A 23,577-nucleotide genomic window follows, 5' to 3' on the forward strand; every position below is an offset into this window, starting at 1 on the left:
GCTGGTGCGCCTGGAACTCTACGGGCTGCCCCGGAGCGCTCCGGTTGCCGACGTCGGCGGGCTCAGGGCAGCACGGTCACCGGTGTGCCGACCTGCACCATCTCGAACAGCTCCCTGACGTCCTCGTCGAACAGACGCACGCAGCCATGGGACACGGCACCGCCGACGCTGTTGCGATTCGGCGTGCCGTGGAAGCCGGAGGTCACGCATCCCTTGACCTCCAGGTGCTCCTGGCCGTTGAAGCCGCGCCGGCCCTTGCAGTCGCGGTGGAAGCCGATCCAGCGGGAGCCGAGGGGATTGGTGGGGCCGGGGGGGATGCGCACACCCTTGGCGGGATGCTCCCAGATCGGATAGGCGGTCTTCTCGATCACGCGGAACGAACCCACCGGCGTCTCCCAGCCGGGCATGCCCACCCCCACCTTGAAGCGGCGCCGTTCCCGATCGCCCTCCATCACCTTGAGCAGCCGCCGCCGGCGGTCGAGAATCAACTGCAGCGGGCCCTGGCCCGCCTCTACGCCCGTGGTGGCCAGAACCGGGTTGGCCGCCGCCGGTTCGATGCCTGTGGCAACGGCCTCAGCGGCTTGCATCGGCCATCCGACGAGGCAGCTGCAAAGGGCCAGAGCCAGGGGCGGGATGGCTTGGCGGTTCACGTTGTGCCCGGAGGGAAATCCATCATTGGACTTCACCTTAGCCAGCAGAACGCTGGTGCCGTCTGCTGTTGGGGCCGATGCCAGGCAATGGCACGCACCAGGGGGGGCCATGGCGATCCAACAGAATCCTGGGCCCTCCATTTTCAAGAACAAGTCGATAGCGGTCGCGCCATGGCCACCAGACTGTCCATCGATGACTACTCCCATCAAGACCAGACCCCGGTTCACGGCGCAGCAGAAGGCCGAGGCTGTGGAGCTTTGCCTGCAGGAGCGCCTTTCGTGCAGTGGCGTGGCCCATCGGCTTGGCCCTCCCTCCAGCAGCCTGGCCCGCTGGGTGCGCCAGGCCCGGATCGATCGTGGACAGGCAGGCCTGCAGGTCCAGGGACTGCTCAGCAGTGAGGAGAGAGCCGAGCTCAACCGGCTCCGCAAGGAGAACCATGGGCTCAGGAAGGCGAAGGATGGTTTCAGGCTGGCGGCAGCGCACTTTGTCAAGGAGCAGCTGCCGCCGAGAGGTTTCGCCTGATCGATGAGCTCAGTAGCCAGCACGCCGTTTCGTGGTTGTGCCGACTGCTGGGGGGCCGCTGGGGGCTCTAAGCCTGGCGGCAGCGGCAGGGAGCGCCGGAAAAGCAGGCGGCGGAGAATGCCCAGCTCAGCGCTGAGATCCAGGCGGTGTTCCAGGAGCACCGTGGTTTCTACGGCTCGCCCCGGATCCACCAGGAGCTGCGCGCTGCAAGGCATCCGGCGAGTCGTCACCGTTTCGCCAGGCGCATGCGCCGGGCAGATTTCAGAGCCAGGACCTGCAGGCCCTTCCGGCCCTGCTCCAGGGCCAGCAGAGGAGCGAGTGGCGTAGTGGATAACCTGCTGCAGCAGGACTTCCGGCCGTCGGCCACGAGCCGCTGCTGGGCAGGTGACTTCATTTACATCCGCATCGCAGCAGGCAGGCGGTACCTGGCGGTCTGGATCAACCTGTGCACCCGGCGTGTGTTCGGCTGGAAGCTCGATGTCCGAATGGATGCCGCCCTGGTGATCGAGGCTCTCCACCGGGCCCTCGGCCAGCGGCAGGTGGAGCCTGAGCAACTGCTGCTCAACAGGGATCAAGGAAGCCAATCCCGGGCCAGCGACTACCGCGAGCTGCTCTGCAGGCACGCGATCGTCTGCAGCATGTCGGCCAGGGGCTGCTGCCGAGACAACGCTGTGGTGGAGAGTATCTTCTCCACCCTCAAGTTTCTTGAACTGGACCTCGATGACAATCGAGAAGAACCGATCTCAACCAAGAAGCTGCAGTGGGAGCTGGGTTTGTGGATCGAGGGTTGCAACAACCGTAAGCGCCGCCATTCAACGATGGGTAACCTCAGTCCAATCGACTACGAGCAGCAGTTCATCGCTGCCCCTACACTCACACCTATTAACCCCTGATCGGTGTCCAAAGAATCGGGGGAACCCAAGCTTCAGTAAATTCATCATTCGAGAGCTGCTGCTCTCAAATTTGAACTCCCCTTGGACTGGGCTTCTCGCTTCGATCTCGCGGAGGCGGCAGAGTCTCTCAGCGAATTCCTGGCAAAGTCTGAATTGCTCCCAAGTTAGCAACAGCGCGGCCCCGCCATCCATGACTTCCATCACCAGCAGGCTCGGACATTGTTCGGACAGGCCCCGGACGGGGCAGCGCAAGCCGTCACTTCACAGACTCCACCTCACTCCGGACTACTCGGACAGGGTGGACACCCCCATCACAAGACAATTGGTGTGATCCCTCCTTCCAGCTGACAAGCATGTGAGGGGCAAGCTCCCACTGTCCGGGGTGTCCGGGTGTCCGGTTCAGTGATGGGCGGGGAGCCCTCAGCTGACACGGGTGAATGGAACGTCCCCCTCCCTCCCCCCGAGGGCGAGCCATCTCAACCACCATCTGCACCAGCACTGAAAAAATCCTATCGGTACAACCCTGGGAACTCCGCTTCAAGCTGAGCCACCTTGGGCTTGTCGTGAAACACCACGTAGGGATGGGTGGGGTTCCGGGCCACGAAGTCCTGGTGGTAAGCCTCGGTGGGGGTGAAGGCTCCCGAGGTCTCCACCGTGGTCACGATCGGATTCGTTAAGACTCCGGCACGGTTCAACTGGGCGATGTAGCCAATGGCCACCCGCCGTTGCTCTGTGTTGGTGGAGAAGATCGCCGAGCGGTACTGGCTGCCCACGTCGGGCCCCTGGCGATTCAGCTGCGTGGGGTCGTGGGCCACCGCGAAGAACACCTTCAGCAACTGGCCATAGCTCACCAGGGCGGGGTCGTAGGTGATACGGATGCCCTCGGCGTGGCCGGTGTCGCCGTTGCTCACTCGTTCGTAATCGGCGGTGGACGCCGGACCCCCGGCGTAGCCAGTCACCACCTCGGTAACGCCTTTGACGTGCTCGAAGACCGCCTCCATGCCCCAGAAACACCCCCCAGCCAGCACCGCCGTGGCGGTTCCGGCAGGAGTGCCGGCAGGGCTCTCAGCCAAGACCGGATTGGGGAGGTCCATCGCGGAGGCTGCCAGGAATCCAGCTGCCAGTAGACCGGCGGCGATCAGTCCCCCGGCGGCGGCTCTGCGGGCCAGGGGTGGGAGAGGAGAGGGCATCGAACGAGGGGCACACTTCCCAATACCGGTGGAGGCGGCCATTGGATGGGCTGAAACGACATGGGTACCGTTCAGTCCCCTCTTGCGGGCCTGGGCGAGTGCGCTATGGGGGATGGCGCCCTCTGGCAAGCCTGGATTCTTGCCAATGTGCTGGCTCTCTCACCACCCCGAGCACATCGCCCTGAGCCGGCTGCAATCCCACCAATCAGTAGTTCAGCTGCCAAGATCCCGACACTCCCATAGCACAGTTGCGGGTCGCTCCACAGCTGTGCTTTCTAGGCATTCTGATCCTCACCCCCTTGGCCGCCGCTGCCGCTACGTTGATGTCATTCGGCGATGGCGACACGCTGCCCGTGGAGGAAGCGGGGAGGAAGATCACCTTCCGTGTCGCCTGCATCGACGCCCCAGAGGTTGAGTAGGTATCCTAAGGCCAGAAGGGTCACGGTGGAAGCGGATAAGGTTATACCCCTTGCGATTCTGCAGGCATCCATCCATCGATATATAGGGAGACTCTGTACAGCTGGTTGCACTAGACTCATGCAAACGTGGTCAACAGAATAAAAGTCTAGCTGGCTCGTTCAAGCCGGGTTCACCAGACATCCTTTAGAATAAGACCTTGAAGCTTCCTGGAGTTGAATATGAAATCCCCCGCTATTCCAATCGATGAACAAGAGCGCCTTTCTCAGCTGAGGTCGTTGGCAATTCTGGACACCTCCCCTGAAGAGAGATTCGACCGCGTCACCCGCATGGCGCGACGGCTGTTCGGTGTTCCGATCGCCTTGGTATCCCTTGTGGATGAGAACCGGCAGTGGTTCAAGTCCTGTTTCGGCTTGGATGTCAATGAAACCGACCGCCGGATCTCCTTCTGCGGTCACGCGATTCTCAACCAGGGGACGCTGCTTATCGAGGACACACTAAAGGATGAGCGATTCGCTGACAACCCTCTAGTGATAGGTGCGCCGCATATCCGCTTCTATGCAGGCCAACCCTTACACACCCTGAGTGGTCAAGCGATAGGTACGCTTTGCATCATTGATCGAGAGCCCCGCAGCTTCGGGCAAGACGACCTATCGATGCTCAAGGATTTAGCCGGAATGGTCGAACGCGAGTTCATGGCAGTGCAGTTGGCCATTTCGGACGAACTGACCCGCATCTCGAATCGCCGAGGGTTTCTGGCGCTCAGCAAGTACAGCCTGGAAATATGCAAGCGGCAGAGTTTCCCTGCCACGTTGGTCTTCTTTGATCTGGACGGGTTCAAGCATGTGAACGATAGCTACGGACATGCCGAAGGTGATCGCGTCCTCAAGGAGTTTGCAGATCAGATGCGGGAATCCTTCCGCACATCGGATTTGTTCGCCCGACTTGGTGGTGACGAATTTGTTGCCTTGCTGACCAACGTCAATGCCGACGCGATTGATGTTCTCATCGAACGCTTCGACACTGCGCTTCAAGCGCGCTTCGCCGCGTTGGCCCTGCCCTACAGCATCGGGTTTTCCTATGGGCTTCTTTCTTATGAACCACTGAAGCATTCATCGATCGAAGACATGCTGCATGCGGCAGATAGTGCAATGTATGCGAACAAGAGAGGTAAGCGCGGTGGGCTGTAAGTTGCTTTGCTAATAGCTAACCATGCGTCAATGTGGACCGCACGGCCTTAGGCCTACTCATTGAGACGTCAGTATCCCGCTCCTGTTCTTGGGAGTCTCTGTTGGCTGGGCGTGATCTGCCACAGCCGGTGTTGGTTATGCAGCCTCTCGACTAAGTGAACCCACCGGTTCCGCCAGCTGCTGAGCGATCACAAAATGCTGCCCAGTCGACGGTCCGATCCAGAAGTCACCTGAGAAGATCCGCTCGAATAGCCGGAGCGAACGGTGGTAGACAAACGTTGAGGTCTGTACGCCGAAGAGCTCAGGCCCGTAGAGGATGAGTGCTAGCTCGGCCATCAGATAGTCTACCGCGCCCAAGCGCTGGTCATAGCTTGGGTGATGACCTTCTCGCCGCCGATTCTGAAGAACGTCGTCCGTTGCTGCAAGGCACTCCTGTTGAAACCCCCGGTCGGTGGCGAAGGCGTTGTGGCTGCGGTGTTCAAAGGCGGTATAACGATCTAGCCGCGTCACCTGAGTCCATGGACGCAACCGCAGCCGGTTGCCGACAGTCCCAGCGGCTTCGCGGGCTCGACCAATCTTGTTGTTGAGGTGTCGCACTTGTCGGCTGGTCTTACGGGCGGCCACTTCAGGGACATAGCCGCCCGCCTCCAATGTCCACACCGTCGGGGTGTCGGGAACGAACACATCGACGCGATCTAAATGTTCGTTGGCCCAGGCCAGCAACTCGGTGAGTCGACCCTCACTGTAATAACTGGTGAATGGGCTCGTCCCGACGACGGCATGGAAGCGCTCGCCGCGATCGGGTAAGCATCGCGACAGATAGGACGTGTTGCGATGAAGGTTCCCATTGCTGTAGGAGCTCAAGACGCACCCCTCCCCGGGGCGCGGCCGAATGACCATGCCGCAGTCGGGGCACGGGTGGGACACAACGCAGGCCGAATGCGCGATGCTCGTTGCGATCTGGGTTCTGCATCGGGGACAGGCCAACTCCATGGTCAAAGACGTTTCCAAGTCAACGGGGTGCCGGCGGCGGACAGGTTCGTGCCGTGTAGTCGCAGGCATAGATCGTTGGTTTCTGCCAGCTCAGGGGAATCTCCAGCAGATCGCGAGGGCCGCTGATGCCCTGGGCCAGGAAGATCAGAGCGGCCAGGAGGTTGGCGCTGACGTGCAGGCGGCGCCAACGTAGGTGTTTGTGGATCTCCGGCCGGCAGGCCACAGAGAACAGCATCAGGCCGGTGAGCCCGATGCCGCCCCAGAAGTGCGACTGCCAGAAGGCCAGCTCGAACGGGTTGTCGCTGAGGCGGAACACCTCTGGCTGCATCCCCAGGGTGATCACCCCCGCCCAGCAGAGCAGGCCGAAGCTGGCCCGGTAGGCGGGCCGCTTCACCCGCCAGAGGGCCGCCAGGGCGATCCCCGATCCCACAAGCACCAGCAGCAACAGCCCCAGCCGTTGTCCCCCCCCTTCGAAGGGCGAAAGGGGATGCTTGGTGGCGATCACCACCGCTTCGGCGATCAGCACGATCGCCACCACCGAACCGGCCAACAGCTTGCCGAGATCGGCATGGTCCCGGCCCACCGTGGCGGGATGTTTGGCCTGGGTGAGGCGGCGATCCCGGGTCTGCTGCGCCAGGCGCAGCACCATGCCCAGCAAGGGGTAGACGAGCACTACAGCCAGGGCCGGATGGAGCAGCCAGAGCCAGTCGACGGTCTGCATGGCTCAGGGCTTCAGGGGGGCCCAGGCCATGGTGGCGTTGAACGCCTCACACCAGATCATCACCGAGCCCTGCTGGCTGAGGTCGATCGAGGCGGGGATCACGTAGCTCTGGGCGCCGGAGGCGGATTTGAGCGGGGCGAGCACCGTGTAGGTGCCGGCCTTGAGGGGGAAGCTGGGGGGATTGGTGCTGGCCAGGGGCATCGCCGAAGGGCTGAAGATCACTTTCAGGTCAGGGGCGGTTTCCTTGGTTTTGAAGTCGCCGCTCAGCACCAATAATTGCTTGCCAGCCTTGTTCACGATGGTGTAGCTGCCGCTGACGGGGGCCTCGGCCATGCGGAAGCTCTGCATAGCCACTGGTGCCGCTTGGGCGATCAGGGTGGGGACGGAGCCCTGCATGGCTTCGGTCCGCCCGGGCGTTGCGGAGCTGCCGAGGAGCGTCAGGGCCAGGGCGCCTGCCAGGGACATCGAAAGGGGCTTCATGGGGAACGGTTCGTGGGGAGCGGCGTGGTTGGGATCCCGATCGGATCCGCTCACGCTTGTTGTCAATACCCGCAAGCCGCTTGATCGGATTGGGTGCCTGCCTGTCTGACCTTTCCGGGCACGGACAGGCCATTCAAGAGAATCGTTGTAGGGTGATATGCCGCTGCCACTCCATCGTCAGCTGTAAACCTCATGCAAGGGATTTGCCATGGCTAGCGGCTGTCTTTTCCATGCCTATGCATTCATGCAGCCGTCCGACGATGAGCCGATACGGTCGGTCATCACGGAAACGGCTTAAGAGGCAGTCGTCGCCTGGTATGTCAAGCCAGGCCAGCGAATCGCGGCCCATCTCCACCCTTCCGGTCAGGGCACCTGGAAGATTCTCTCCGGTCAGGGCGATTACCAGACGGAACCGTCAGGCGCTTCCCTCGCCATCACAGCTGGGGACGTGGTCGTTGTCCCCAAAGGGTGTGTGCACGGCATCAGAAACAACGGAAAAGAGCCACTCACTTTCATTTCAGTCGTTACCCCTGCAGATGCTGGTTTTGATCCAGTCCGTAACAAGCTGGTCTTAATTCCTCCATCCTGCTATTGCTCATCGCAAGCATCGCCATATAAGAATGTGAGAGCTGAATCACAGCCAGGGTTATCCGCATTGATTTCAACTCTGAGCAGGGGACAGCAGTTTGGTGGCGTTCTAATCGCTCCTGGAGGTTATGGACCGTACAATCCCTGATGGGGTCAACTGAGTCAACCTTATGGCCTCAGAGTGCGTGGTCGCAGGTCCTCATTGAGGAAGGCGGAGCACCCCTGGTACGTACATGGCGGACAGGGAGTCAACAAGCTCCGGACAGGCGGGGGGCAGCCCCTTCGTCCCAGTTCTCGCTGTATCCGGACTGCCCGGACTGGGTGGACATACCACCACAAGACAATAGTGTCTTGTCTCCCTTCCATACAAAGCAGGGACCCTGAGCGGCAACAAAACCCTGTCGGGCGTGTCCGGGCTGTCCGGCTCAGGAGGGGGGGCGCACGCATTTACTCTGGGAAATAGGGGGGTCTCATACCCGAGGGTGACTCCTCTCCTCCACCATCGGCACCATGCGGGTGACTGAGCTCCATGGCCTACTGGAGATTCTGCGGACCGAGGCTTAGCCGCTTGGCGCGTTGCACATTACCTCAATCCCTCAGGGTCGTTTGCCCGCCTGAACGGAAGCACGTCCGCTACTTGTGATCGCGGCTCAGGGCCATTCCGGCCTTAACTGCAAAAGTCATGAGCGGCGCGCTCTCGACTTTGTGCCGGCAGATCAAGCGCTGTTGACTGATCAAGGTCAGTCGGGCCTTGGGGCGGCTACGCGTGGGAGGCGAGCCTGGTAATGGCTGAGATACCACGACTATGGAGACCTCGGATCCCTTTGACTGTTGGAAAGCTTGGTGGAAGTACACAGCTAGCCTGTCGTCTTTCTGGTGGTGCCCAGCCATGATGCCCACAGCGCTCCCAACTGACACCCGATGCTGACGCTTTACTCCTATCCGACCTTGTTTGGTGTGGCCGATAACAACGGCTATGGGCTCAAGGTGTTCGCCTTTCTGAAACTTGCTGGTGTTTCCTTCCAGCATGAGCATCTGTTCGACGCCTCGGCTGCACCGCGTGGCCAGTTGCCCTACATCAATGACGACGGGGTGGCCGTCGGCGACAGCGACGCGATCCTGGCCCATCTCTCGACCAGCCGCCAATTGACGATCGATGCGGGGCTGACCGCGACCGAACGGGATCAAAACCTGCTGTTCTCGCGCCTGCTCGATGATCTGTACTGGGTGATGTCCTTTTCGCGCTGGAAGGACGAGCGGTTCTGGCCCGCCTTCCGTGACGCTCTACTAGCGGAGCACTCCAGCCTCGATGCGGCGGGCCTGGACAGGGCCCGGCAGTACAACTTCCAGCGCTATGCCGCCCAGGGCATCGGCCGCTTCGAGCCCGCTGCCGCCTACGCCCGTGGCTTGGACGATCTAGCCCTGCTCGCCCGCCGTGTACCGCCGGAGGCGTTCGTCCACGGTCATCTGCCCACTAGCGCCGATGCCGCGATCTACGGCTTCCTCGCCAACATATATTTCTCTCCCATCCCCACACCCCTGAAGCTTTTCCTGGTCGAACAACCCAACCTGGTTAAGCATTGTGAAACCATTCATGGCACCGTGATGCAGCAATGAAACTTACCCTGAGTTTTCCACTGGTAGCCCCAGTGGCTATCATAGTCGTCGTGATGGCCTGAGGTATTGACAGCAAAACTGCCTACATCATTACCTCTCGGGAGAACAACTGATGTCATCAATGCCCAGGATGGCAATGACTTTCTCAGAGGACTGAGCGGGAGTGATATCTTGCGTGACGGTCTAGGCGCTGATACCTTTGGGGGGCGATGGTCACGACCGACTTATCGGGGGCCATACAATGATCTTATATATGGCAACAATTGAGTTGATGCATTGATCGGCGGTGAAGGCGATGGCTATATTTTCCTTAGTGGCAAAGATAAGGCTGAAGATATGATAGTGTACAACTCTGGTGATCGTGGCGATACAATTGAGAAGTTCTCACCGGGGCGAATCAGCTATCGTCTTCAGTTCATTGGCATCCATGCGATTGATGTTGACAAAGCGCGGAGCCATACGGAGTTCCGCGTTGCTGATAGCATTTCGGGGGAATGAAGGTTTTTGTTCAGGCGTTCGAATAGTTATTCTCAACGATGTTACTGGGCTTTTCGGTATGAATCTCGATAGCATCATTCTCCCGAGTTCACTTTCTACCACATTTCACTTTTCATGACTCTGCTGGTACGTTTTGTAGTTACACCAGGTCTCGCTCTTTCTCAAGATTCTTAGTTGTCCAGCGCAACCCCAGACTCCAGGCTAGGGTTGTGGCGGTGTGGATCCGCTCGGCCAGGGCGGTGGCCGCCTGGCCGTCCTGACTCGGTCGCAGCATCGCGAAACCGTCCAGGCCGAAGAGCAGCAGGGAGAGCGACTCCCCGCTCTGCCGGGCCCGTAGGAACTCCCTCTGACCCGCCTCATGGAAGGGGCGTCGGTTCTGGAGCCCCGTGAGCGGGCAGCGATAGCTGTTGCGTCGCGACTCGAGGTACTGGGTCACCATGCCGCCCAGATCCTTGAGCAGCTGGTGTTCGGTGCCCGCCAGCTGCCGTGGCTCGCGGCTGATCACGCACAGAGTGCCGAGGTTGAAGCCGGACCGGGTCTGCAGCGGGACGCCGGCATAGAAGCGGATGTGGGGGTCCCCCGTGACCAGGGGATTGTCCCTGAAGCGCGCATCGGCGGTGGCATCGCTGACGACCATGACGTCATCGGAGCAGATGGTGTAGGCACAGAAGGCCAGCTCCCGGGGCGTTTCCCTCGGCTCCAGACCCACCCGGGAGAGAAACCACTGACGCTGCCGGTCCACCAGGGAGATCAGCGCGATCGGAACTCCGAGCATCTGGCTGGCCAGCCGGGTGATGCGGTCGAAGTCCTCATCGGGCTCCGTATCGAGGATGCACTGGTCGTCCAGCGCCGCCTGCCGCTCGGCTTCGTTGTCCGGGATCGGATAGGCGGACACCGGTCGTTGCAGCCAGGAACGGCAGTATGGACCGCGGCACCTCAGGGCAGCCAGGGCGCCTCGGAAAAGTCCGGGTCCCGCTTCTCCAGAAAGGCGTTGCGCCCCTCCTGGCCCTCGCTGGTCCGGTAGAAGAGGTGGGTGGCCTGGCCCGCCAGCTCCTGGATCCCCGCCAGCCCGTCGGTCTCGGCGTTGAAGGCGGCCTTGAGGCAGCGGATGGCGGTGGGGCTGTGCTGGAGCACCTCCCGCGCCCAGGCCACCCCCTGGGGCTCCAGCTCCTCCAGGGGCACCACGGCGTTCACCAGCCCCATGGCCAGGGCCTGGCCGGCGTCGTAGCGGCGGCAGAGGAACCAGATCTCCCGGGCCTTGCGCTGGCCCACCACCCGGGCCAGGTAGCCGGCACCGAAGCCGCCGTCGAAGCTGCCCACCCGCGGCCCGGTCTGGCCGAAGACGGCGTTCTCGGCCGCCAGGCTCAGATCGCAGAGCAGGTGCAGCACCTGGCCGCCGCCGATGGCGTAGCCGGCCACCAGGGCGATCACCACCTTGGGCAGGCTGCGGATGATCCGCTGCAGGTCGAGCACGTTGAGCCGCGGCAGCCCCGAGGCATCGAGATAGCCGCCGTCGCCGCGCACGCTCTGGTCCCCGCCGGCGCAGAAGGCCCAGACGCCATCGGCGGCCGGCCCCTCGCCGGTGAACAGCACCACACCGATGGTGGGGTCGTCCCGCACCCGGTTGAAGGCATCGCAGAGCTCCTGCACCGTGAGCGGCCGGAAGGCATTCCGCTTCTCGGGCCGGTTGATGCTGATCCGGGCGATCCCATCGCCGCTGGTCTCGAAGCGGATGTCGCTGTAGGTGCCGGCGCTGGTCCAGCGCGGCAAGGCTGGGGGAACGGGGGTCATGGGGAGGGGATCGGCCCGGTGGCCAGAGGGTCGGCCAGATCTGCGGCCATTGTGCGCAGCCGCTGCCGCAGGGCCGCGTCCCTTCGCCGGTCGGTGGGCACCACCAGCAGGGCCAGCGGCTGCGGCAGGGCCCAGGCCAGGGCGCCCTCCAGATCCTTCAGATTCTGCAGCCGCCGGCCGGGGACGCCGTGCACCGCCGCCAGCGCCAGCGGGTCCACCGGCTGGGGCATGGCGAACAGGCGCTCGAAATCCATCGCCGCCGCCGGCTGGGTGCGGATGGGCAGCTGCTCGAAGATGCCGCCGCCGCCGTTGTCGATCAGCACGACGGTGAGGCGGCCGCCCAGCTGCGGGCGCCACAGCCAGCCGTTGGCATCGTGCAGCAGGGCCAGATCGCCGCTCACCAGCACCAGGGCGCCGAGGGCCTCGGCCAGGCCGCAGGCGCTGGAGAGGGTGCCATCGATACCGGAGGCCCCCCGGAAGCCGTGCATCGGTCGGGGCGGGGCGGTCGGGTCGGCGAAGCTCTCCCAGTCCCGCACCGGGCTGCTGTTGGCCAGCAGCACGGGCAGCCCCGCCGGCAGCAGGCGGCTGAGGCGGCGGGCCAGGGCCGGCTCTCCGTTCTCACCGGCCAGCTCCTTATCCAGCAGCGCCTGCACCCCCGCCTCCGCCCGCCGCCAGCGGCCCGCCAGCGACAGCGAGGCGCCGGAGGCCTCGCCCGCCCCGGAGGCCGGCGGTTGCTCCGCCAGCCAGACCGCCAGGCCGGCACTCGCCTGGCCTCGCACCAAGCCGAGGGGGTCGAGGCGGCGCCCGTCCCCTTCGCTCACCAGCACCTGGGCCCCCCCCTGGGCCGCCAGCCAGCGCTGCAGCCGGCGGCTGGCCGGCAACGGGCCCAGGCGCAGCACCTGTCGATCCCCCCCGGGTGCCGGCCCGTCCCCGCCGGAGTGCTCCGGCAGCATCAGGTCGTAGGCCGTCACCGTCTCCAGATCCGGCAGGCCCCGCAGGCCGGAGAGGGCATCGGCCAGCACCGGCCAGCCGCTGCGCCGCTGCCAGCGCCGCAGGGCCTCCACGTGGGCGGGCCAGGCCGCCGGGGCCCCGCGCCAGGGGCCGGCCACCACCACGCCGGGCCGGTCCGGATCCAGGGCTGTGCTGGCGCCGGCCTGGGACACGGGGCAAGCCGGGCGGCCTGCGCGGGTGGCCAGGGCCCCCGACGCCGGGGGCGGCGGCGGCTCCCCGGCCAGCGCGGCGGCCAGGCGGCTGAGATCCGCACCGTCCGCATGCAGGGGTTCGTCGAACGGCAGGTTGAGGTGCACCGGGCCGGCGGAGCGGCCGGCCCCATCGCCCCGGGCGGCGGCCAGGGCCTGGCCGGCCAGGGCGTCCAGTTCCGCGGGGGACATGGCGGCCAACCCCTCCGGGTCGCCCTCGCCCAGCCAGCGGCAGCTGCCGGCCAGAAACACTTCCTGGTTGACGCTCTGGTTCGCGCCGCAGCCCTTGAGCCTGGCCGGTCGGTCCGCCGTGAGCAGCAGCAGGGGAACCGAGCCGAAGTCGGCCTCCACGGCGGCGGGCAGCAGGTTGGCCACCGCCGTGCCCGAGGTGGTGATCACGGCCGCCGGCTGGCCGCTGGCCCGGCCCAGGCCGAGGGCGAAGAAGGCGGCGGAGCGCTCGTCGATGGCGGTGTGCAGCCGCAGGCCCCCGGGCTCCAGCAGGGCGGCCGCCACCGCCAGGGGGGCCGACCGGCTGCCGGGGCAGAGCACCCCATGGGTCAGGCCGCCCCGGCGCAGCGCCCCCAAAAGCGTCAGGGCCGCCCGCACATTGGCCAGCGATGTCGGGGACCCGGCCAAGGGGGGCGCTCCGGTGTTCAGGATGGGGGAATCATCCTCACGGACGGTTTCCCATGGGCAGCGGCCCCGCCACGCCCACCCCCACGCCGCCGGCGCCGCCGTCGGCCCCTCCCGGTGGCGTCAGGGGCCTCGGGCCGCAGCTGTTCCGCCTGCTGCTCTGGGTGCTGGTGGCCCTGCTGCTGCGCTGGACGGTGGTGGAGCCCCGCTGGATCCCGTCGGGCTCGATGCTGCCCACCCTGCAGCTCCAGGACCGGGTCCTGGTGGAGAAGCTCAGCCCCCGCTTCGGGTCGGGGGTGGAGCCTGGCCGCATCGTCGTCTTCCATCCGCCCGCCGCCCTGCAGCAGGCGGGCTATGACCCCGGTGCGGCCCTGATCAAGCGGGTGGTGGCGGTGGCCGGCGATCGGGTGGAGGTGAAGGGTGGCCGTCTCTGGCGCAACGGCTCCCCCGCCGAGCCGGACTGGGCCCGTGAACCGATGGACTACGACCTGGCGCCCCTGCTGGTCCCCGCCGGCCAGGTGCTGGTGCTCGGGGACAACCGCAATGCCAGCCTGGATTCCCACCTCTGGGGCCCCCTGCCGGAGAGCGACCTGATCGGCACCGCCATCTGGCGCTACTGGCCTCCGGCCCGGTTCGGACCGGTTGGGTTCTCCCCTCCCCACGGGGGAGAAAGCACCTGAAAGCCTGCGTTAGGGTGCATGCCGTGTTGCAGAGCACACCGGAGGGGAAATGTTCAACCCGGAGTTCCTGACCGCCGACAACGAGGCGATCAGCGACAATTCGCTGATTCAGTACCTGCAGGAACAGTCTCCGGACGTGCTGCAGAGGGTGGCGCGCTCGGCCACCGGCGACATCCAGGACATCATCCGCCACAACGTTCAGGGTCTGCTGGGCATGCTCCCCGGTGAGCAGTTCGAAGTGAAGATCCAGGCCAGCCGCGACAATCTCGCCGGCCTGCTGGCCTCGGCAATGATGACCGGGTACTTCCTGCGCCAGATGGAGCAGCGCATGGAGCTGGAGACGGCCATGCTCGGTAGCGGCGGTTTCGAGGGGGGCCTTGACGACGACCCCGGTGAACTGGAGCTCTAGGCCTCAGCCGTCCCCTTCCCCCGGCACCAGCCCCAACCCCACCAGGGTGCGGTCGATGCCGGCGAGGGTTTCCCAGGCTCCCTGATCAGGGGCCCAGTCCCCCGTTTCGATCCGATCCGCCAGGGCCGTCAGCTCCTCGGCCGAGCTGGCGACGGGGGCATCGTGGTGGGCTGGCACCACCCGGCGCAGGCCCTTCAGCCCTGCCAGCACACGGATCCAGGCCACCAGCGCGCCCCGCTGGCGGGGGAACACCAGCCGCTCCAGCACCGCCGCCACCTGCAGGCTGCTGCGGCCCCCCGGAGCCAGGGCCTCGAAGTCGGCCTGCCAGCCGGGCTGCCAACGGAACGGGTAGAAGCCGAAGTGGGCCCGGGCGTCACGGCAGCCCGGGGCCAGGCAATGGCGCAGCACCTCGCCCAGGGGGGGGATCACCAGGGGCCTGGGGCGCAGGTAGGTGGCAAACAGCACCAGCCGCCACCAGCCCCGGCGCCGCCGCTGGGGATCATCACGCAAGGGTTCGTCACCGCGCTCGCGGGCATGGAACAGCAGCGGCGTGGGATCGAGATCGAACACCGCCGGCGGCTCCGGCGGGATCGCCACCAGGGCATCGGTGAGCAGCAGGCTGCCGCTGGCCCGATCGAAGCAGGCGATCTCCAGGAAGGTGCCCAGCCCCAGATCCAGGGGGCCCAGGGGCAGCCAGTCGAGCTGGTCGCCGTGGGGCACCCCATCGCTGAGCAGCTCCCGGGTGCGACGGGCGGGGAACCCCAGCCAGGCGGGCGGCAGCGGCAGGGGGAAGCTCCACTGCTTCGGCGCCACCCACACCTGGGCGTCCGGGAAGGCCCGGGCCATGGCCGGCACCGGCAGTTTGTGCTCCAGCCCCGACGCGGTGGGCAGCACGATGGTGCACACCCGGCCGTGGCGCTCTTCCAGGTCCCGCAGGCGGGCGCGCACCTCGGCGGTGGGGGGCACCGGGGCATAGAGCAGCAGCCCCTCCCGCACCCGCAGCACCAGCATGCGGATCGGCACCGCCACGTACCAGACCCCCTGCAGCTGCTCGAAGCTCCAGAGACGCCCGGCGACCAGCTCCCGCACCAGGGTGCGGCGGCGGCCGTAGGGGTAGAGGGGCAGCAGAGGCCACCAGGGCCAGCGCTGGTCCACCGCCGGGACCGTGGCAGGTTCGGTGGCCGGCTCGCTCACGCGGACGGGAAACGGGAGGCCCGTGGCGAACGGCGCCGCTGGGCCAGCAGGCCATGGCGCGGCGCCAGCAGGAAGCAGAGCAGGAACAGCAGCGTCTGCACCAGCACGATGCAGCCGGCGGTGGAGGCATCCATCCAGTAGCTCCAGTAGATCCCGGCCACGCTGGAGATCACGGCCGAGAGGATCGAGAGCCACACCATGCGGTCGAAACGATCGGTGAGCAGGTAAGCCGTGGCCCCCGGGGTGACCAGCATCGCCACCACCAGGATGATGCCCACGGTCTGCAGGCCCGCCACCGCCGCCAGGGAGAGCATCGACAGCAGCAGGTAGTGCAGCACGCCGGTGTGGAGGCCGATGGAGCGGGCGTGGGTGGGATCGAAGCAGAACAGGATCAGGTCCTTGCGCAGCACCAGCAGCACGGTGAGCACCAGCACGCTGATCACCACCGTCTGGAGGATGTCAGAGGAGCTGATGCCCAGCACGTTGCCGAACAGGATGTGGGAGAGGTCGATGCTGCTGCGCACCTTGGAGATCAGCGTCAGGCCGAGGGCGAAGAAGCCGGTGAACACCAGCCCGATCACCGTGTCCTCCTTGATCCGGGTCATCTGCTTGATGTAGCCGATCAGGGCCACCGAGCCGACGCCGAAGACGAAGGCCCCCACCGCGAAGGGCAGGTTCAGGGCGTAGGCGATCACCACGCCCGGCATCACCGCATGGGACACCGCATCGCCCATCAGGGCCCAGCCCTTCAGCGTCATGTAGCAGGAGAGCAGGCCGCAGACGCAGGAGACGAGCATGCTGACCAGCAGGGCCCGCACCATGAACTCCTGCTGGAGCGGTTCGATCAGCCAGGTGAGCACGGCCGTCATGGCGCCTGGTGGGGGTCGGCGTCGCCGGCCGGCTCGCCCTCCAGCCGCAGGCCGCCGAAGGTGAGGGCCAGGTTCTCGCTGGTGAACACCGAGGAGGTCTCGCCGTAGGCCAGCACGGTCTTGTTGATCAGCACCACCTGGTCGCAGAAGCTGGTGACGTGGGCCAGGTCGTGGGTGGAGATCATCAGGGTGCGCCCCTCGCGGCGGAACTGCTCGAACAGCTCGATCATCAGTTTCTCGGTGCGGATGTCGACGCCGTTGAACGGCTCATCGAGCAGCATCACCGAGGCGCCCTGGGCCAGGGCCCGCGCCAGGAAGGCCCGCTTGCGCTGGCCGCCCGAGAGGGCGCCGATCTGGCGGTGGCGCAGCGGCCACAGGTCCACCCGCTCGAGCGCCTCCCGCACCGCCTCCCGGTCGACCGGACGGGGGAGGCGCAGCAGATTCATGCTGCCGTAGCGACCCATCATCACCACCTCCTGGACGTTGACCGGGAAGTTCCAGTCGACGCTCTCGGTCTGGGGGACGTAGGCGACCGCCCGGGCCCGGCGGGCCTGGCGCAGGGGCAGGCCATTGATGGCGATGCTGCCGGCCGAGGGGCGCACGAAGCCCATCAGGGCCTTGAACAGGGTGGATTTGCCGGCCCCGTTCATCCCCACCAGGGCGCAGATGGTGCCGGCATCGAGATGCAGGGACGCCTCATGGACGGCCACCACCCCGTGGTAATCGACGCAGAGATTGCGAACGGCGATGCGCTCGTTGCCGGTGCAGGGGGTGGGGCGAGAGGGCATCGGTTCAGCTCCCCGCCAGACCCGCTTGCAGGGTCTCCACGTTATGACGCTGGAGTTCCAGCAGATTGGGCGCCGGACCGTCCGGCAGGGAGAGGGAATCCACGTGGAACACCCCGCCGAAACGGGCCCCCGACTGCCTGGCCACCTGCTGCTGCGGCTCGGCGCTGACCGTGCTCTCGCAGAACACCGCCGGCACCCGGCGCTCCTTCACCAGGGCGATCAGGCGGGCCATGCGCTGGGGGGTGACCTGGGACTCGGCGTTCACCGGCCACAGGTAGGCCTCGGTGAGGCCGTAATCGCGGGCGAGGTAGGAGAAGGCCCCCTCGCAGGTGGCCAGCACCCGCTGGCCGGGGGGGATCCGGGCCAGGGAGGTCCGCAGCTCCCTGTCGAGGGCGTCCAGCTCGGCGCTGTAGCGCGCGGCGTTGCGCTGGAAGGTGGCGGCGCCGGCGGGGTCGAGCCGGGTGAGGGCGCGGCGGATGTTCTCCACATAGACCTTGGCCAGCCGGGGGGACATCCAGGCGTGGGGGTTCGGCTTGCCCTGGTAGGCGTCCCCGGCGATCGGCAGGGGCGTGATGCCCTCGGTGAGGGTCACGTGGGGCACGTCGGGGAGGCCGGCGTAGAAGCGCTGGGCCCAGCGCTCCAGGCCGAAGCCGTTCTCCAGGACCAGGTCGGCCCCCGAGGCCCGCTTCAGGTCGCTGGGGGTGGGCTCGTAGCCATGGATCTCGGCCCCCAGCCGGGTGATCGATTCCACCCGCACCCGATCGCCGGCCACCTGGCGGGCCATGTCCGCCAGGATCGTGAAGGTGGTGAGCACCAGGGGGCGCTGGTCCGCAGCACCGGCGCTGTTGCTGGCCCCCGGGGCCGCCCCCGTCATCGACGGCGTGGGGGACGGGGCACCGCTCCGGGGCCCGGGGGTGCAGCCGCTGCCCAACAGGGGAAGCACCAGGGCGGCGGCCACCAGGGCCCGCTTCAGAGGGAGCCGCGGTGCCTTGTCGTGGTGGCCCTGGCCGTCATGGCGGTGCTGGGGCATGGGGACCGTTGGCGAGCAGAAAGCTTGGAGTGAACATTCTGGCCGCCGCTGCGGGTCCCCTACGGCCGGATGGCCGCCAAGGAAAAGCCCCCTCGACGTCCGCAGGGGACGGAGGGGGCGGGGGGTGGATCGGAGAGCGGCCCGAGGGCCGGAGCCGACCGCGGGTGCCGCGGGGATCAGCCGATCGCCGGAGCCTGCAGGGCCACGGGAACGGACTGCACGGTGGCCAGATCCAGGGGGAAGTTGTGGGCGTTGCGCTCGTGCATCACCTCGAAACCGAGGTTGGCGCGGTTGAGCACGTCGGCCCAGGTGTTCACCACCCGGCCCTGGCTGTCGAGGACGGACTGGTTGAAGTTGAAGCCGTTCAGGTTGAACGCCATGGTGCTGATGCCCAGGGACGTGAACCAGATGCCGACCACGGGCCAGGAAGAAGTGGAGGCTGCGGCTGTTGTTGAAGGAGGCGTACTGGAAGATCAGGCGACCGAAGTAGCCGTGGGCGGCCACGATGTTGTAGGTCTCTTCCTCCTGGCCGAACTTGTAGCCGTAGTTCTGCGACTCACTTTCGGTGGTCTCACGCACCAGGGAGCTGGTGACGAGGGAGCCGTGCATGGCCGAGAACAGGGAGCCGCCGAACACACCGGCCACACCCAGCATGTGGAAAGGGTGCATCAGGATGTTGTGCTCGGCCTGGAACACCAGCATGAAGTTGAAGGTGCCGCTGATGCCGAGGGGCATGCCGTCGGAGAACGAGCCCTGGCCGAGGGGATAGATCAGGAACACCGCGAAGGCCGCCGAGAGGGGGGCCGAGTAGGCGACGCAGATCCAGGGGCGCATGCCCAGCCGGTAGGAGAGCTCCCACTGGCGTCCCATGTAGGCGGAGATGCCGATCAGGAAGTGGAAGACCACCAGCTGGTAGGGGCCACCGTTGTACAGCCACTCGTCGAGGCTGGCGGCTTCCCAGATGGGGTAGAAGTGCAGACCGATGGCGTTGCTGGAGGGAACAACGGCGCCGGAAATGATGTTGTTGCCGTACATCAGGGAGCCGGCGACCGGCTCACGGATGCCGTCGATGTCGACGGCGGGCGCCGCGATGAAGGCGACGACGTAGCAGATGGTGGCGGCCAGCAGGCAAGGGATCATCAGCACACCGAACCAACCGACATAGATGCGGTTGTTGGTGGAGGTGACCCAGGCGCAGAAGCTTTCCCAGCTTTCCGAGCGGCCGCTGCGAATGGCAGTGGTCATGGAAGTAAGACGGTAGGGATAGGCAGTGATACCTCCACAAGGGAGGTCGATTCACATTAAGTAACCCCGAGGGAATCCGAACCGGGCAGCAATGAACCTTCAGGCAATCGGGTGGATTCACAATGAATATTCATGAAGTGAGTTCATGAAATGTTCGTCACACCGCCGGCGGCAGGGACGGGGCGGCCAGCGATGGCGAAGACGCTGGCCCCAGCTGCTGGCTGATCCAGGCAAAGCCCTGCTGCAGGAAGCGGGACCAGTCGAGCTTCTCCGCCTCGGCCGCCCGGGCCACCAGCAGGGGAGCCTCCCGCTTGATCCGCTCCAGGTCCGGGGCCTCGACGCCGGCGGAGAGGGCCAGCACATCGGCCATGGCATGGCTCACCACCCGCGTCAGATAGGCCGCGCTCAGGGCCTGAATGGCCCCGCCCACCACCCAGGTGGCGCCATGGAGACGCGCAGCGGCCAGCAGGGCCTGGCTGCTCCACTCCACCACCCCCAGCAACAGGGAGGCCTTGCCCAGTTCCATGGCGGCGGCCTTGAGCTGCTCCGCGCTCCACGGGCAGCCCCACAGGCGCGCCATCTCCTGCAGCATCAGGCCGTTGGCCGCCGCCAGCACCAGCAGATCCAGGGAGGGGAGGGGGGCGGCGAACACCCCCGCGGCCACCATCCACTGGGTGCGTTGCTGGAGTTGGACCAGCCGTTGCCGCCGCAGCCGCTCCAGGTCGGCCTGCCAGCGCCGGTGCAGCGCCTCGATGCGCCGCAGGGGCGTCGCCCGGCGCAGGGACGGGCCCTCGGCCACCAGCCAGCGGGCCAGGGGCTGCAGGCTGGTGGCCAGGGCCTCGGGGCTGCCGTCCCACGGCAGCAGCCGGTCGGCGGCGGCGCCGGGCCACTGGGAGGCCAGTTCGGACGCCAGGACGGCCGGGTCGCAGGGAGCCTCCGGCTGCACCAGCAGCCAGAGGGGCTGGCTCGGAGGCACGGCCTCCAGCCAGCGCAGATCGGCGGCCCGCAGCGGGGTCACCAGGTGGAACAGCACCACGTCGGCGGCGGCGAAGCCCTCCGGCCACTGGCGCTCCCGGCTCACCGCCGGCAGGGCTTCGCCCCAGCGCAGGCTCAGGGCCAGCCGGCCGCGCAGGGCCGCCTGGAGCTGGGGGGCCCAGGCGGCGTCGGGGGCGACGCAGCCCACCAGGGCGAGCTGGAGACCGGGCCGGGCCCCCTCCTGGCGCAGGGCGGCGAGGCCGGCGCGGCGCTGGATCTGGCCTTCGCCCGGCTCGCCCTCGTCCGGCCCCCCCTCCAGATGCTCGAACTGGAGCAGCAGCTCCTCGCAGCGCCGCAGCCAGGCGTCGAAGCTGGCGGGCAACCGGGGCGGTGCCAGGCGGGCGGGCCGCCGGCCCAGCCACCACCAGCCCGCCGCCACTCCGGCGAGCCCCACCAGACCCAGTCCCTCTCCGGGGAGAGCCCGCAGCAGCAGCTCGCCCCCGATCACCCCCCCGGTGAGCAGCAGGGCCTGCCGGCCCCACCCGGTGGACAGCAGGGAGGCCAGGGCGGCTGGGCGCAGGGGGTCCGGGGACGTCACGGGCGGGTACCGGCGGCGATGCCTCTCTAGCTCAGAAGTGACGGGGCTCCCACCCCCGCGTCCACCTCCCTTAAGACACCGTCCCTGCAGACCCCCGACGGACGCACCATGATTCAGGTTGTCGTCCGGGTCCCCTCCGTGCCGTCTTCCGATGCCCGCTCCGGCCCGGCTGCGACGTCTGGCTCGGCTGCCACGGCTGATGCTCTCTTCCTGCTGGACCCCCACCGCGAGGAGCTGCGCCGTGCCCTGAAGGAGCTGGAGGTCAGTGACCACTGGCACGGCGGCCTGCCGGTGTTGCTGCTCGAGCGCTGCTGGCTGCGCCTCAGCCGGGTCCCGGTGGAGGGGCTCGCCTATCGCCTGCCGCCGGACTGCAGCCAGGAGGCCCCCGAACTGCGCCGCTACCGGGAGCTGGTGGCCGCCGGCCACCCGGCCTGGGAGGCCGAACGGCTCTGCTGGGAGGACTTCGGTGTGGACGCCTGCCGGGAGGCGCTGCGGAAGTTCTGGGCCGCCCAGGAGCGGGGCACCCAGGGCTGGACGCTCGAGACCTACCTGGACCTGATCCAGCAGTACCGGCTGCGCTTCGCCGCCGGCGGCCCCCGTCCCGTCCCCCTGCTGGTGCTGGCGCGGCGGGACGGCCAGGCCCGCCTGGGCAGGCACCGGCTGCTGTGGCTGGGTCCTGACGCCGCCGGCGGCCGGACGTCGATGCGCGACACTTGCCCCTGATTGCGGGCTGCGGCCATGGCGGACGACACCAACACCCCCCTTCCCGTGGGCTCCGGCCGCGGGGATGCCCCCGAGCGGGGCGGCCGATCGGGGCCGAACCGGGAGCCGGGCGGCTTCCGCATCCGCCTCAGTGACAACGAGATGCAGGCCGCCCGTGCCCTGCAGGAGGCCTTCGGCCTGCGCTCCACCGTCGCGGTGCTGGGTTTCTCCCTGCGCACCCTCGCCGACCAGCTGGAGAAGGGCCAGCTTGAGGCCCTGGTGGCCGAGCACCGGGCCCAGGCGGGCTCCCGCGCCCCCGCTCCCCGGGGAGGGGAGCCCCGCCGCGGCGGTGGCGATGGCCAGCCCCGCCAGGGGAGCCGTGGCGGCCATGGGGCCCCCCGGATCGATCCCTTCGCCCGGCCCAGCCGGCCTGCGGCCCCCGCGGCGGTGATCGAAGCCGAAGCTCCGGCCGAATCCGGGGAGGCCGAGGCCGAAGCCCAGGAGACCGTGGCGGCCACGGACGCCGCCCCTGAGGCGGCTGAAGGGGCGGTGGCCCCTGCCGACAGCGAGGGCGACGCCACCCCGGAAGCGTGAGCGACACCGGCGCCAGGACGGCGCGGCCCCGGGTGCTCTCCGGCGTCCAGCCCACCGGGGCCATGCATCTGGGCAACTGGCTGGGGGCGATCCGCAACTGGGTGGCCCTGCAGGACAGCCACGAGACCTTCTTCTGCGTGGTCGATCTGCACGCGATCACCGTGCCCCACGATCCCAGCCGCCTGGCGGAGGACACCCTCACCACGGCAGCCCTGTACCTGGCCTGCGGCATCGATCCCCAGCGGTCCACGGTGTTCGTGCAGAGCCACGTCAGCCAGCACAGCGAGCTCTGCTGGCTGCTCAACTGCGTCACGCCGCTCAACTGGCTGGAGCGGATGATCCAGTTCAAGGAGAAGGCGCTCAAGCAGGGCGACAACGTCTCCACCGGCCTGCTGGACTACCCGGTGCTGATGGCCGCGGACATCCTTCTCTATGACGCCGATCTGGTGCCGGTGGGGGACGACCAGAAGCAGCATCTGGAGCTGGCCCGCGACATCGCCCAGCAGCGCATCAACGCCCGCTACGCGCCGGATCCGGAGCACCCGGTCCTCAAGGTGCCCGAGCCCCTGATCCTCAAGGAGGGGGCCCGGGTGATGAGCCTCACCGACGGCCGCAGCAAGATGAGCAAGAGCGACCCGAACGAGGGCTCCCGCATCACCCTGCTGGACCCGCCCGAGGTCATCACCCGCAAGATCAAGCGGGCCAAGACCGACCCGGTCATGGGCCTGGAGTTCGGCAACCCGGAGCGGCCGGAGGCGGACAACCTGCTCGGCCTCTACGCCCTGCTCGCCGGTGTGGGCCGCGAGCGGGCGGCGGCGGACTGTGCCGCCATGGGCTGGGGCGCCTTCAAGCCCCTGCTGGCGGAGGCCGCGGTGGAGGCCCTGCGGCCCCTGCAGCAGCGGTACGCGGAGCTGCGCCGTGACCCCGGCCACCTCGAGGCGGTCCTCAGGGACGGTCGGGAAGGGGCCTCGGCCGTGGCCGCCGCGACGCTGCAGCGGGTCCGGGCGGCCCTCGGTTTCCTGGCTCAGAATTGAACCGGAGTGCGGCTCCACCGGCAAGGGTCAGGAGAAAAGCGTGAATCAATCGTTCTGTATTGATCACGACAACTGA

The 23,577-nt window shown here is 67.0% G+C and carries 23 protein-coding genes and 3 pseudogenes; 12 read left to right on the plus strand and 14 right to left on the minus strand.

Annotation, left to right across the window (positions count from 1 at the left end; genetic code table 11):
• Positions 1 to 62 precede the first annotated feature (62 nt).
• Positions 63 to 587 carry a L,D-transpeptidase gene (locus tag KBZ08_RS02395; protein WP_254971091.1) on the minus strand — a complete coding sequence of 175 codons (525 nt, stop codon included), beginning with the start codon at positions 585 to 587 and terminating at the stop codon, positions 63 to 65.
• Positions 588 to 759: 172 nt separating this feature from the next.
• On the opposite strand from KBZ08_RS02395, the gene KBZ08_RS02400 reads away from it, so the two are divergent.
• Together KBZ08_RS02400 and KBZ08_RS02405 are read left to right on the plus strand one after the other, a co-directional pair.
• Positions 760 to 1,173 carry a transposase gene (locus KBZ08_RS02400; RefSeq protein ID WP_254971093.1) on the plus strand — a complete coding sequence of 138 codons (414 nt, stop codon included), beginning with the start codon at positions 760 to 762 and terminating at the stop codon, positions 1,171 to 1,173.
• A gap of 134 nt (positions 1,174 to 1,307) precedes the next feature.
• Positions 1,308 to 2,066 (plus strand): annotated as a pseudogene (locus tag KBZ08_RS02405) (IS3 family transposase); the annotation flags it as partial.
• 509 nt (positions 2,067 to 2,575) lie between these two features.
• On the opposite strand, the gene msrA reads toward KBZ08_RS02405, so the two are convergent.
• On the minus strand, positions 2,576 to 3,160 hold the full coding sequence (gene msrA / locus KBZ08_RS02410; protein ID WP_315861243.1) for a peptide-methionine (S)-S-oxide reductase MsrA: 585 nt from the start codon (positions 3,158 to 3,160) through the stop codon (positions 2,576 to 2,578).
• A 791-nt stretch (positions 3,161 to 3,951) separates the two neighbouring features.
• Between msrA and KBZ08_RS02415 the strand changes: the two genes are divergently transcribed.
• Complete coding sequence (locus KBZ08_RS02415) at positions 3,952 to 4,863, plus strand: sensor domain-containing diguanylate cyclase (RefSeq protein WP_254971095.1); 912 nt, start codon at positions 3,952 to 3,954, stop codon at positions 4,861 to 4,863.
• A gap of 135 nt (positions 4,864 to 4,998) precedes the next feature.
• On the opposite strand, the gene KBZ08_RS02420 is transcribed toward KBZ08_RS02415, so the two are convergent.
• The 3 genes from KBZ08_RS02420 to KBZ08_RS02430 form a co-directional block, all read right to left on the minus strand.
• Positions 4,999 to 5,727 (minus strand): tRNA-dependent cyclodipeptide synthase, encoded by a 729-nt coding sequence (locus KBZ08_RS02420; protein WP_254971096.1) that lies wholly within the window; start codon positions 5,725 to 5,727, stop codon positions 4,999 to 5,001.
• Positions 5,728 to 5,875: 148 nt separating this feature from the next.
• On the minus strand, positions 5,876 to 6,577 hold the full coding sequence (locus KBZ08_RS02425) for a DUF4079 domain-containing protein (protein ID WP_254971097.1): 702 nt from the start codon (positions 6,575 to 6,577) through the stop codon (positions 5,876 to 5,878).
• 3 nt (positions 6,578 to 6,580) lie between these two features.
• Positions 6,581 to 7,057: a DM13 domain-containing protein gene (locus KBZ08_RS02430; RefSeq protein ID WP_254971098.1), complete on the minus strand. Its 477-nt coding sequence runs from the start codon at positions 7,055 to 7,057 to the stop codon at positions 6,581 to 6,583.
• A 328-nt stretch (positions 7,058 to 7,385) separates the two neighbouring features.
• Here KBZ08_RS02430 and KBZ08_RS02435 point away from each other — a divergent pair.
• From KBZ08_RS02435 to KBZ08_RS02445, 4 genes and pseudogenes are all read left to right on the plus strand, one after another.
• Positions 7,386 to 7,793: pseudogene (locus tag KBZ08_RS02435) on the plus strand (cupin domain-containing protein); the annotation flags it as partial.
• Between the two features lie 773 nt (positions 7,794 to 8,566).
• Complete coding sequence (locus tag KBZ08_RS02440) at positions 8,567 to 9,262, plus strand: glutathione S-transferase C-terminal domain-containing protein (RefSeq protein ID WP_254971101.1); 696 nt, start codon at positions 8,567 to 8,569, stop codon at positions 9,260 to 9,262.
• Between the two features lie 66 nt (positions 9,263 to 9,328).
• The gene (locus tag KBZ08_RS16580; RefSeq protein ID WP_396122355.1) at positions 9,329 to 9,529 is read left to right on the plus strand and encodes a hypothetical protein; all 201 of its coding nucleotides are present in this window, start codon (positions 9,329 to 9,331) and stop codon (positions 9,527 to 9,529) included.
• 9 nt (positions 9,530 to 9,538) lie between these two features.
• Positions 9,539 to 9,760 (plus strand): hypothetical protein, encoded by a 222-nt coding sequence (locus KBZ08_RS02445; protein ID WP_254971103.1) that lies wholly within the window; start codon positions 9,539 to 9,541, stop codon positions 9,758 to 9,760.
• Positions 9,761 to 9,899: 139 nt separating this feature from the next.
• Here the strand turns inward: KBZ08_RS02445 and KBZ08_RS02450 are convergent, their stop codons facing one another.
• The 3 genes from KBZ08_RS02450 to menD are packed head-to-tail and all read right to left on the minus strand — an operon-like array spanning position 9,900 to position 13,386.
• The gene (locus KBZ08_RS02450) at positions 9,900 to 10,655 is read right to left on the minus strand and encodes a GAF domain-containing protein (protein WP_254971104.1); all 756 of its coding nucleotides are present in this window, start codon (positions 10,653 to 10,655) and stop codon (positions 9,900 to 9,902) included.
• 41 nt (positions 10,656 to 10,696) lie between these two features.
• Positions 10,697 to 11,551 carry a 1,4-dihydroxy-2-naphthoyl-CoA synthase gene (gene menB / locus KBZ08_RS02455; protein WP_106219849.1) on the minus strand — a complete coding sequence of 285 codons (855 nt, stop codon included), beginning with the start codon at positions 11,549 to 11,551 and terminating at the stop codon, positions 10,697 to 10,699.
• Complete coding sequence (menD, locus tag KBZ08_RS02460) at positions 11,548 to 13,386, minus strand: 2-succinyl-5-enolpyruvyl-6-hydroxy-3-cyclohexene-1-carboxylic-acid synthase (protein ID WP_254971105.1); 1,839 nt, start codon at positions 13,384 to 13,386, stop codon at positions 11,548 to 11,550. Before menD ends, menB begins: the two co-directional genes overlap by 4 nt.
• A gap of 53 nt (positions 13,387 to 13,439) precedes the next feature.
• Here menD and lepB point away from each other — a divergent pair, with 53 nt between their 5' ends.
• On the plus strand, positions 13,440 to 14,063 hold the full coding sequence (lepB, locus tag KBZ08_RS02465; protein WP_219903883.1) for a signal peptidase I: 624 nt from the start codon (positions 13,440 to 13,442) through the stop codon (positions 14,061 to 14,063).
• Positions 14,064 to 14,112: 49 nt separating this feature from the next.
• Entirely contained in the window at positions 14,113 to 14,472 is a 360-nt protein-coding gene (locus KBZ08_RS02470; protein WP_015108028.1) for a DUF760 domain-containing protein, read from the plus strand.
• 3 nt (positions 14,473 to 14,475) lie between these two features.
• Here the strand turns inward: KBZ08_RS02470 and KBZ08_RS02475 are convergent, their stop codons facing one another.
• From KBZ08_RS02475 to KBZ08_RS02500, 6 genes and pseudogenes are all read right to left on the minus strand, one after another.
• Positions 14,476 to 15,666, minus strand: a complete 1,191-nt coding sequence (locus tag KBZ08_RS02475; protein WP_254971106.1) for a DUF4336 domain-containing protein — start codon at positions 15,664 to 15,666, stop codon at positions 14,476 to 14,478.
• Complete coding sequence (locus KBZ08_RS02480; RefSeq protein WP_015108030.1) at positions 15,663 to 16,535, minus strand: metal ABC transporter permease; 873 nt, start codon at positions 16,533 to 16,535, stop codon at positions 15,663 to 15,665. Before KBZ08_RS02480 ends, KBZ08_RS02475 begins: the two co-directional genes overlap by 4 nt.
• Complete coding sequence (locus KBZ08_RS02485; protein WP_254971107.1) at positions 16,532 to 17,323, minus strand: metal ABC transporter ATP-binding protein; 792 nt, start codon at positions 17,321 to 17,323, stop codon at positions 16,532 to 16,534. The genes KBZ08_RS02480 and KBZ08_RS02485 overlap by 4 nt, the downstream gene beginning before the upstream one ends.
• 4 nt (positions 17,324 to 17,327) lie before the next feature.
• Entirely contained in the window at positions 17,328 to 18,353 is a 1,026-nt protein-coding gene (locus tag KBZ08_RS02490) for a metal ABC transporter substrate-binding protein (RefSeq protein ID WP_315861237.1), read from the minus strand.
• A gap of 176 nt (positions 18,354 to 18,529) precedes the next feature.
• Positions 18,530 to 19,598: pseudogene (gene psbA / locus KBZ08_RS02495) on the minus strand (photosystem II q(b) protein).
• 157 nt (positions 19,599 to 19,755) lie between these two features.
• Positions 19,756 to 21,171: a YcjF family protein gene (locus KBZ08_RS02500; protein WP_254971109.1), complete on the minus strand. Its 1,416-nt coding sequence runs from the start codon at positions 21,169 to 21,171 to the stop codon at positions 19,756 to 19,758.
• A gap of 138 nt (positions 21,172 to 21,309) precedes the next feature.
• Here KBZ08_RS02500 and KBZ08_RS02505 point away from each other — a divergent pair, with 138 nt between their 5' ends.
• From KBZ08_RS02505 to trpS, 3 genes are read left to right on the plus strand one after another with little or no spacing between them, the layout of a single operon-like run.
• Positions 21,310 to 21,894, plus strand: coding sequence for a hypothetical protein (locus KBZ08_RS02505; protein WP_254971111.1), 585 nt, complete (start codon positions 21,310 to 21,312; stop codon positions 21,892 to 21,894).
• Between the two features lie 15 nt (positions 21,895 to 21,909).
• Entirely contained in the window at positions 21,910 to 22,467 is a 558-nt protein-coding gene (locus KBZ08_RS02510; protein WP_254971112.1) for a hypothetical protein, read from the plus strand.
• Complete coding sequence (gene trpS, locus KBZ08_RS02515) at positions 22,464 to 23,501, plus strand: tryptophan--tRNA ligase (protein ID WP_254971114.1); 1,038 nt, start codon at positions 22,464 to 22,466, stop codon at positions 23,499 to 23,501. The genes KBZ08_RS02510 and trpS overlap by 4 nt, the downstream gene beginning before the upstream one ends.
• The last annotated feature ends 76 nt before the right edge of the window (positions 23,502 to 23,577 follow it).

The sequence above is a fragment of the Cyanobium sp. Candia 9D4 genome (assembly GCF_024346155.1).
GTDB lineage: Bacteria > Cyanobacteriota > Cyanobacteriia > PCC-6307 > Cyanobiaceae > Cyanobium > Cyanobium minutissimum.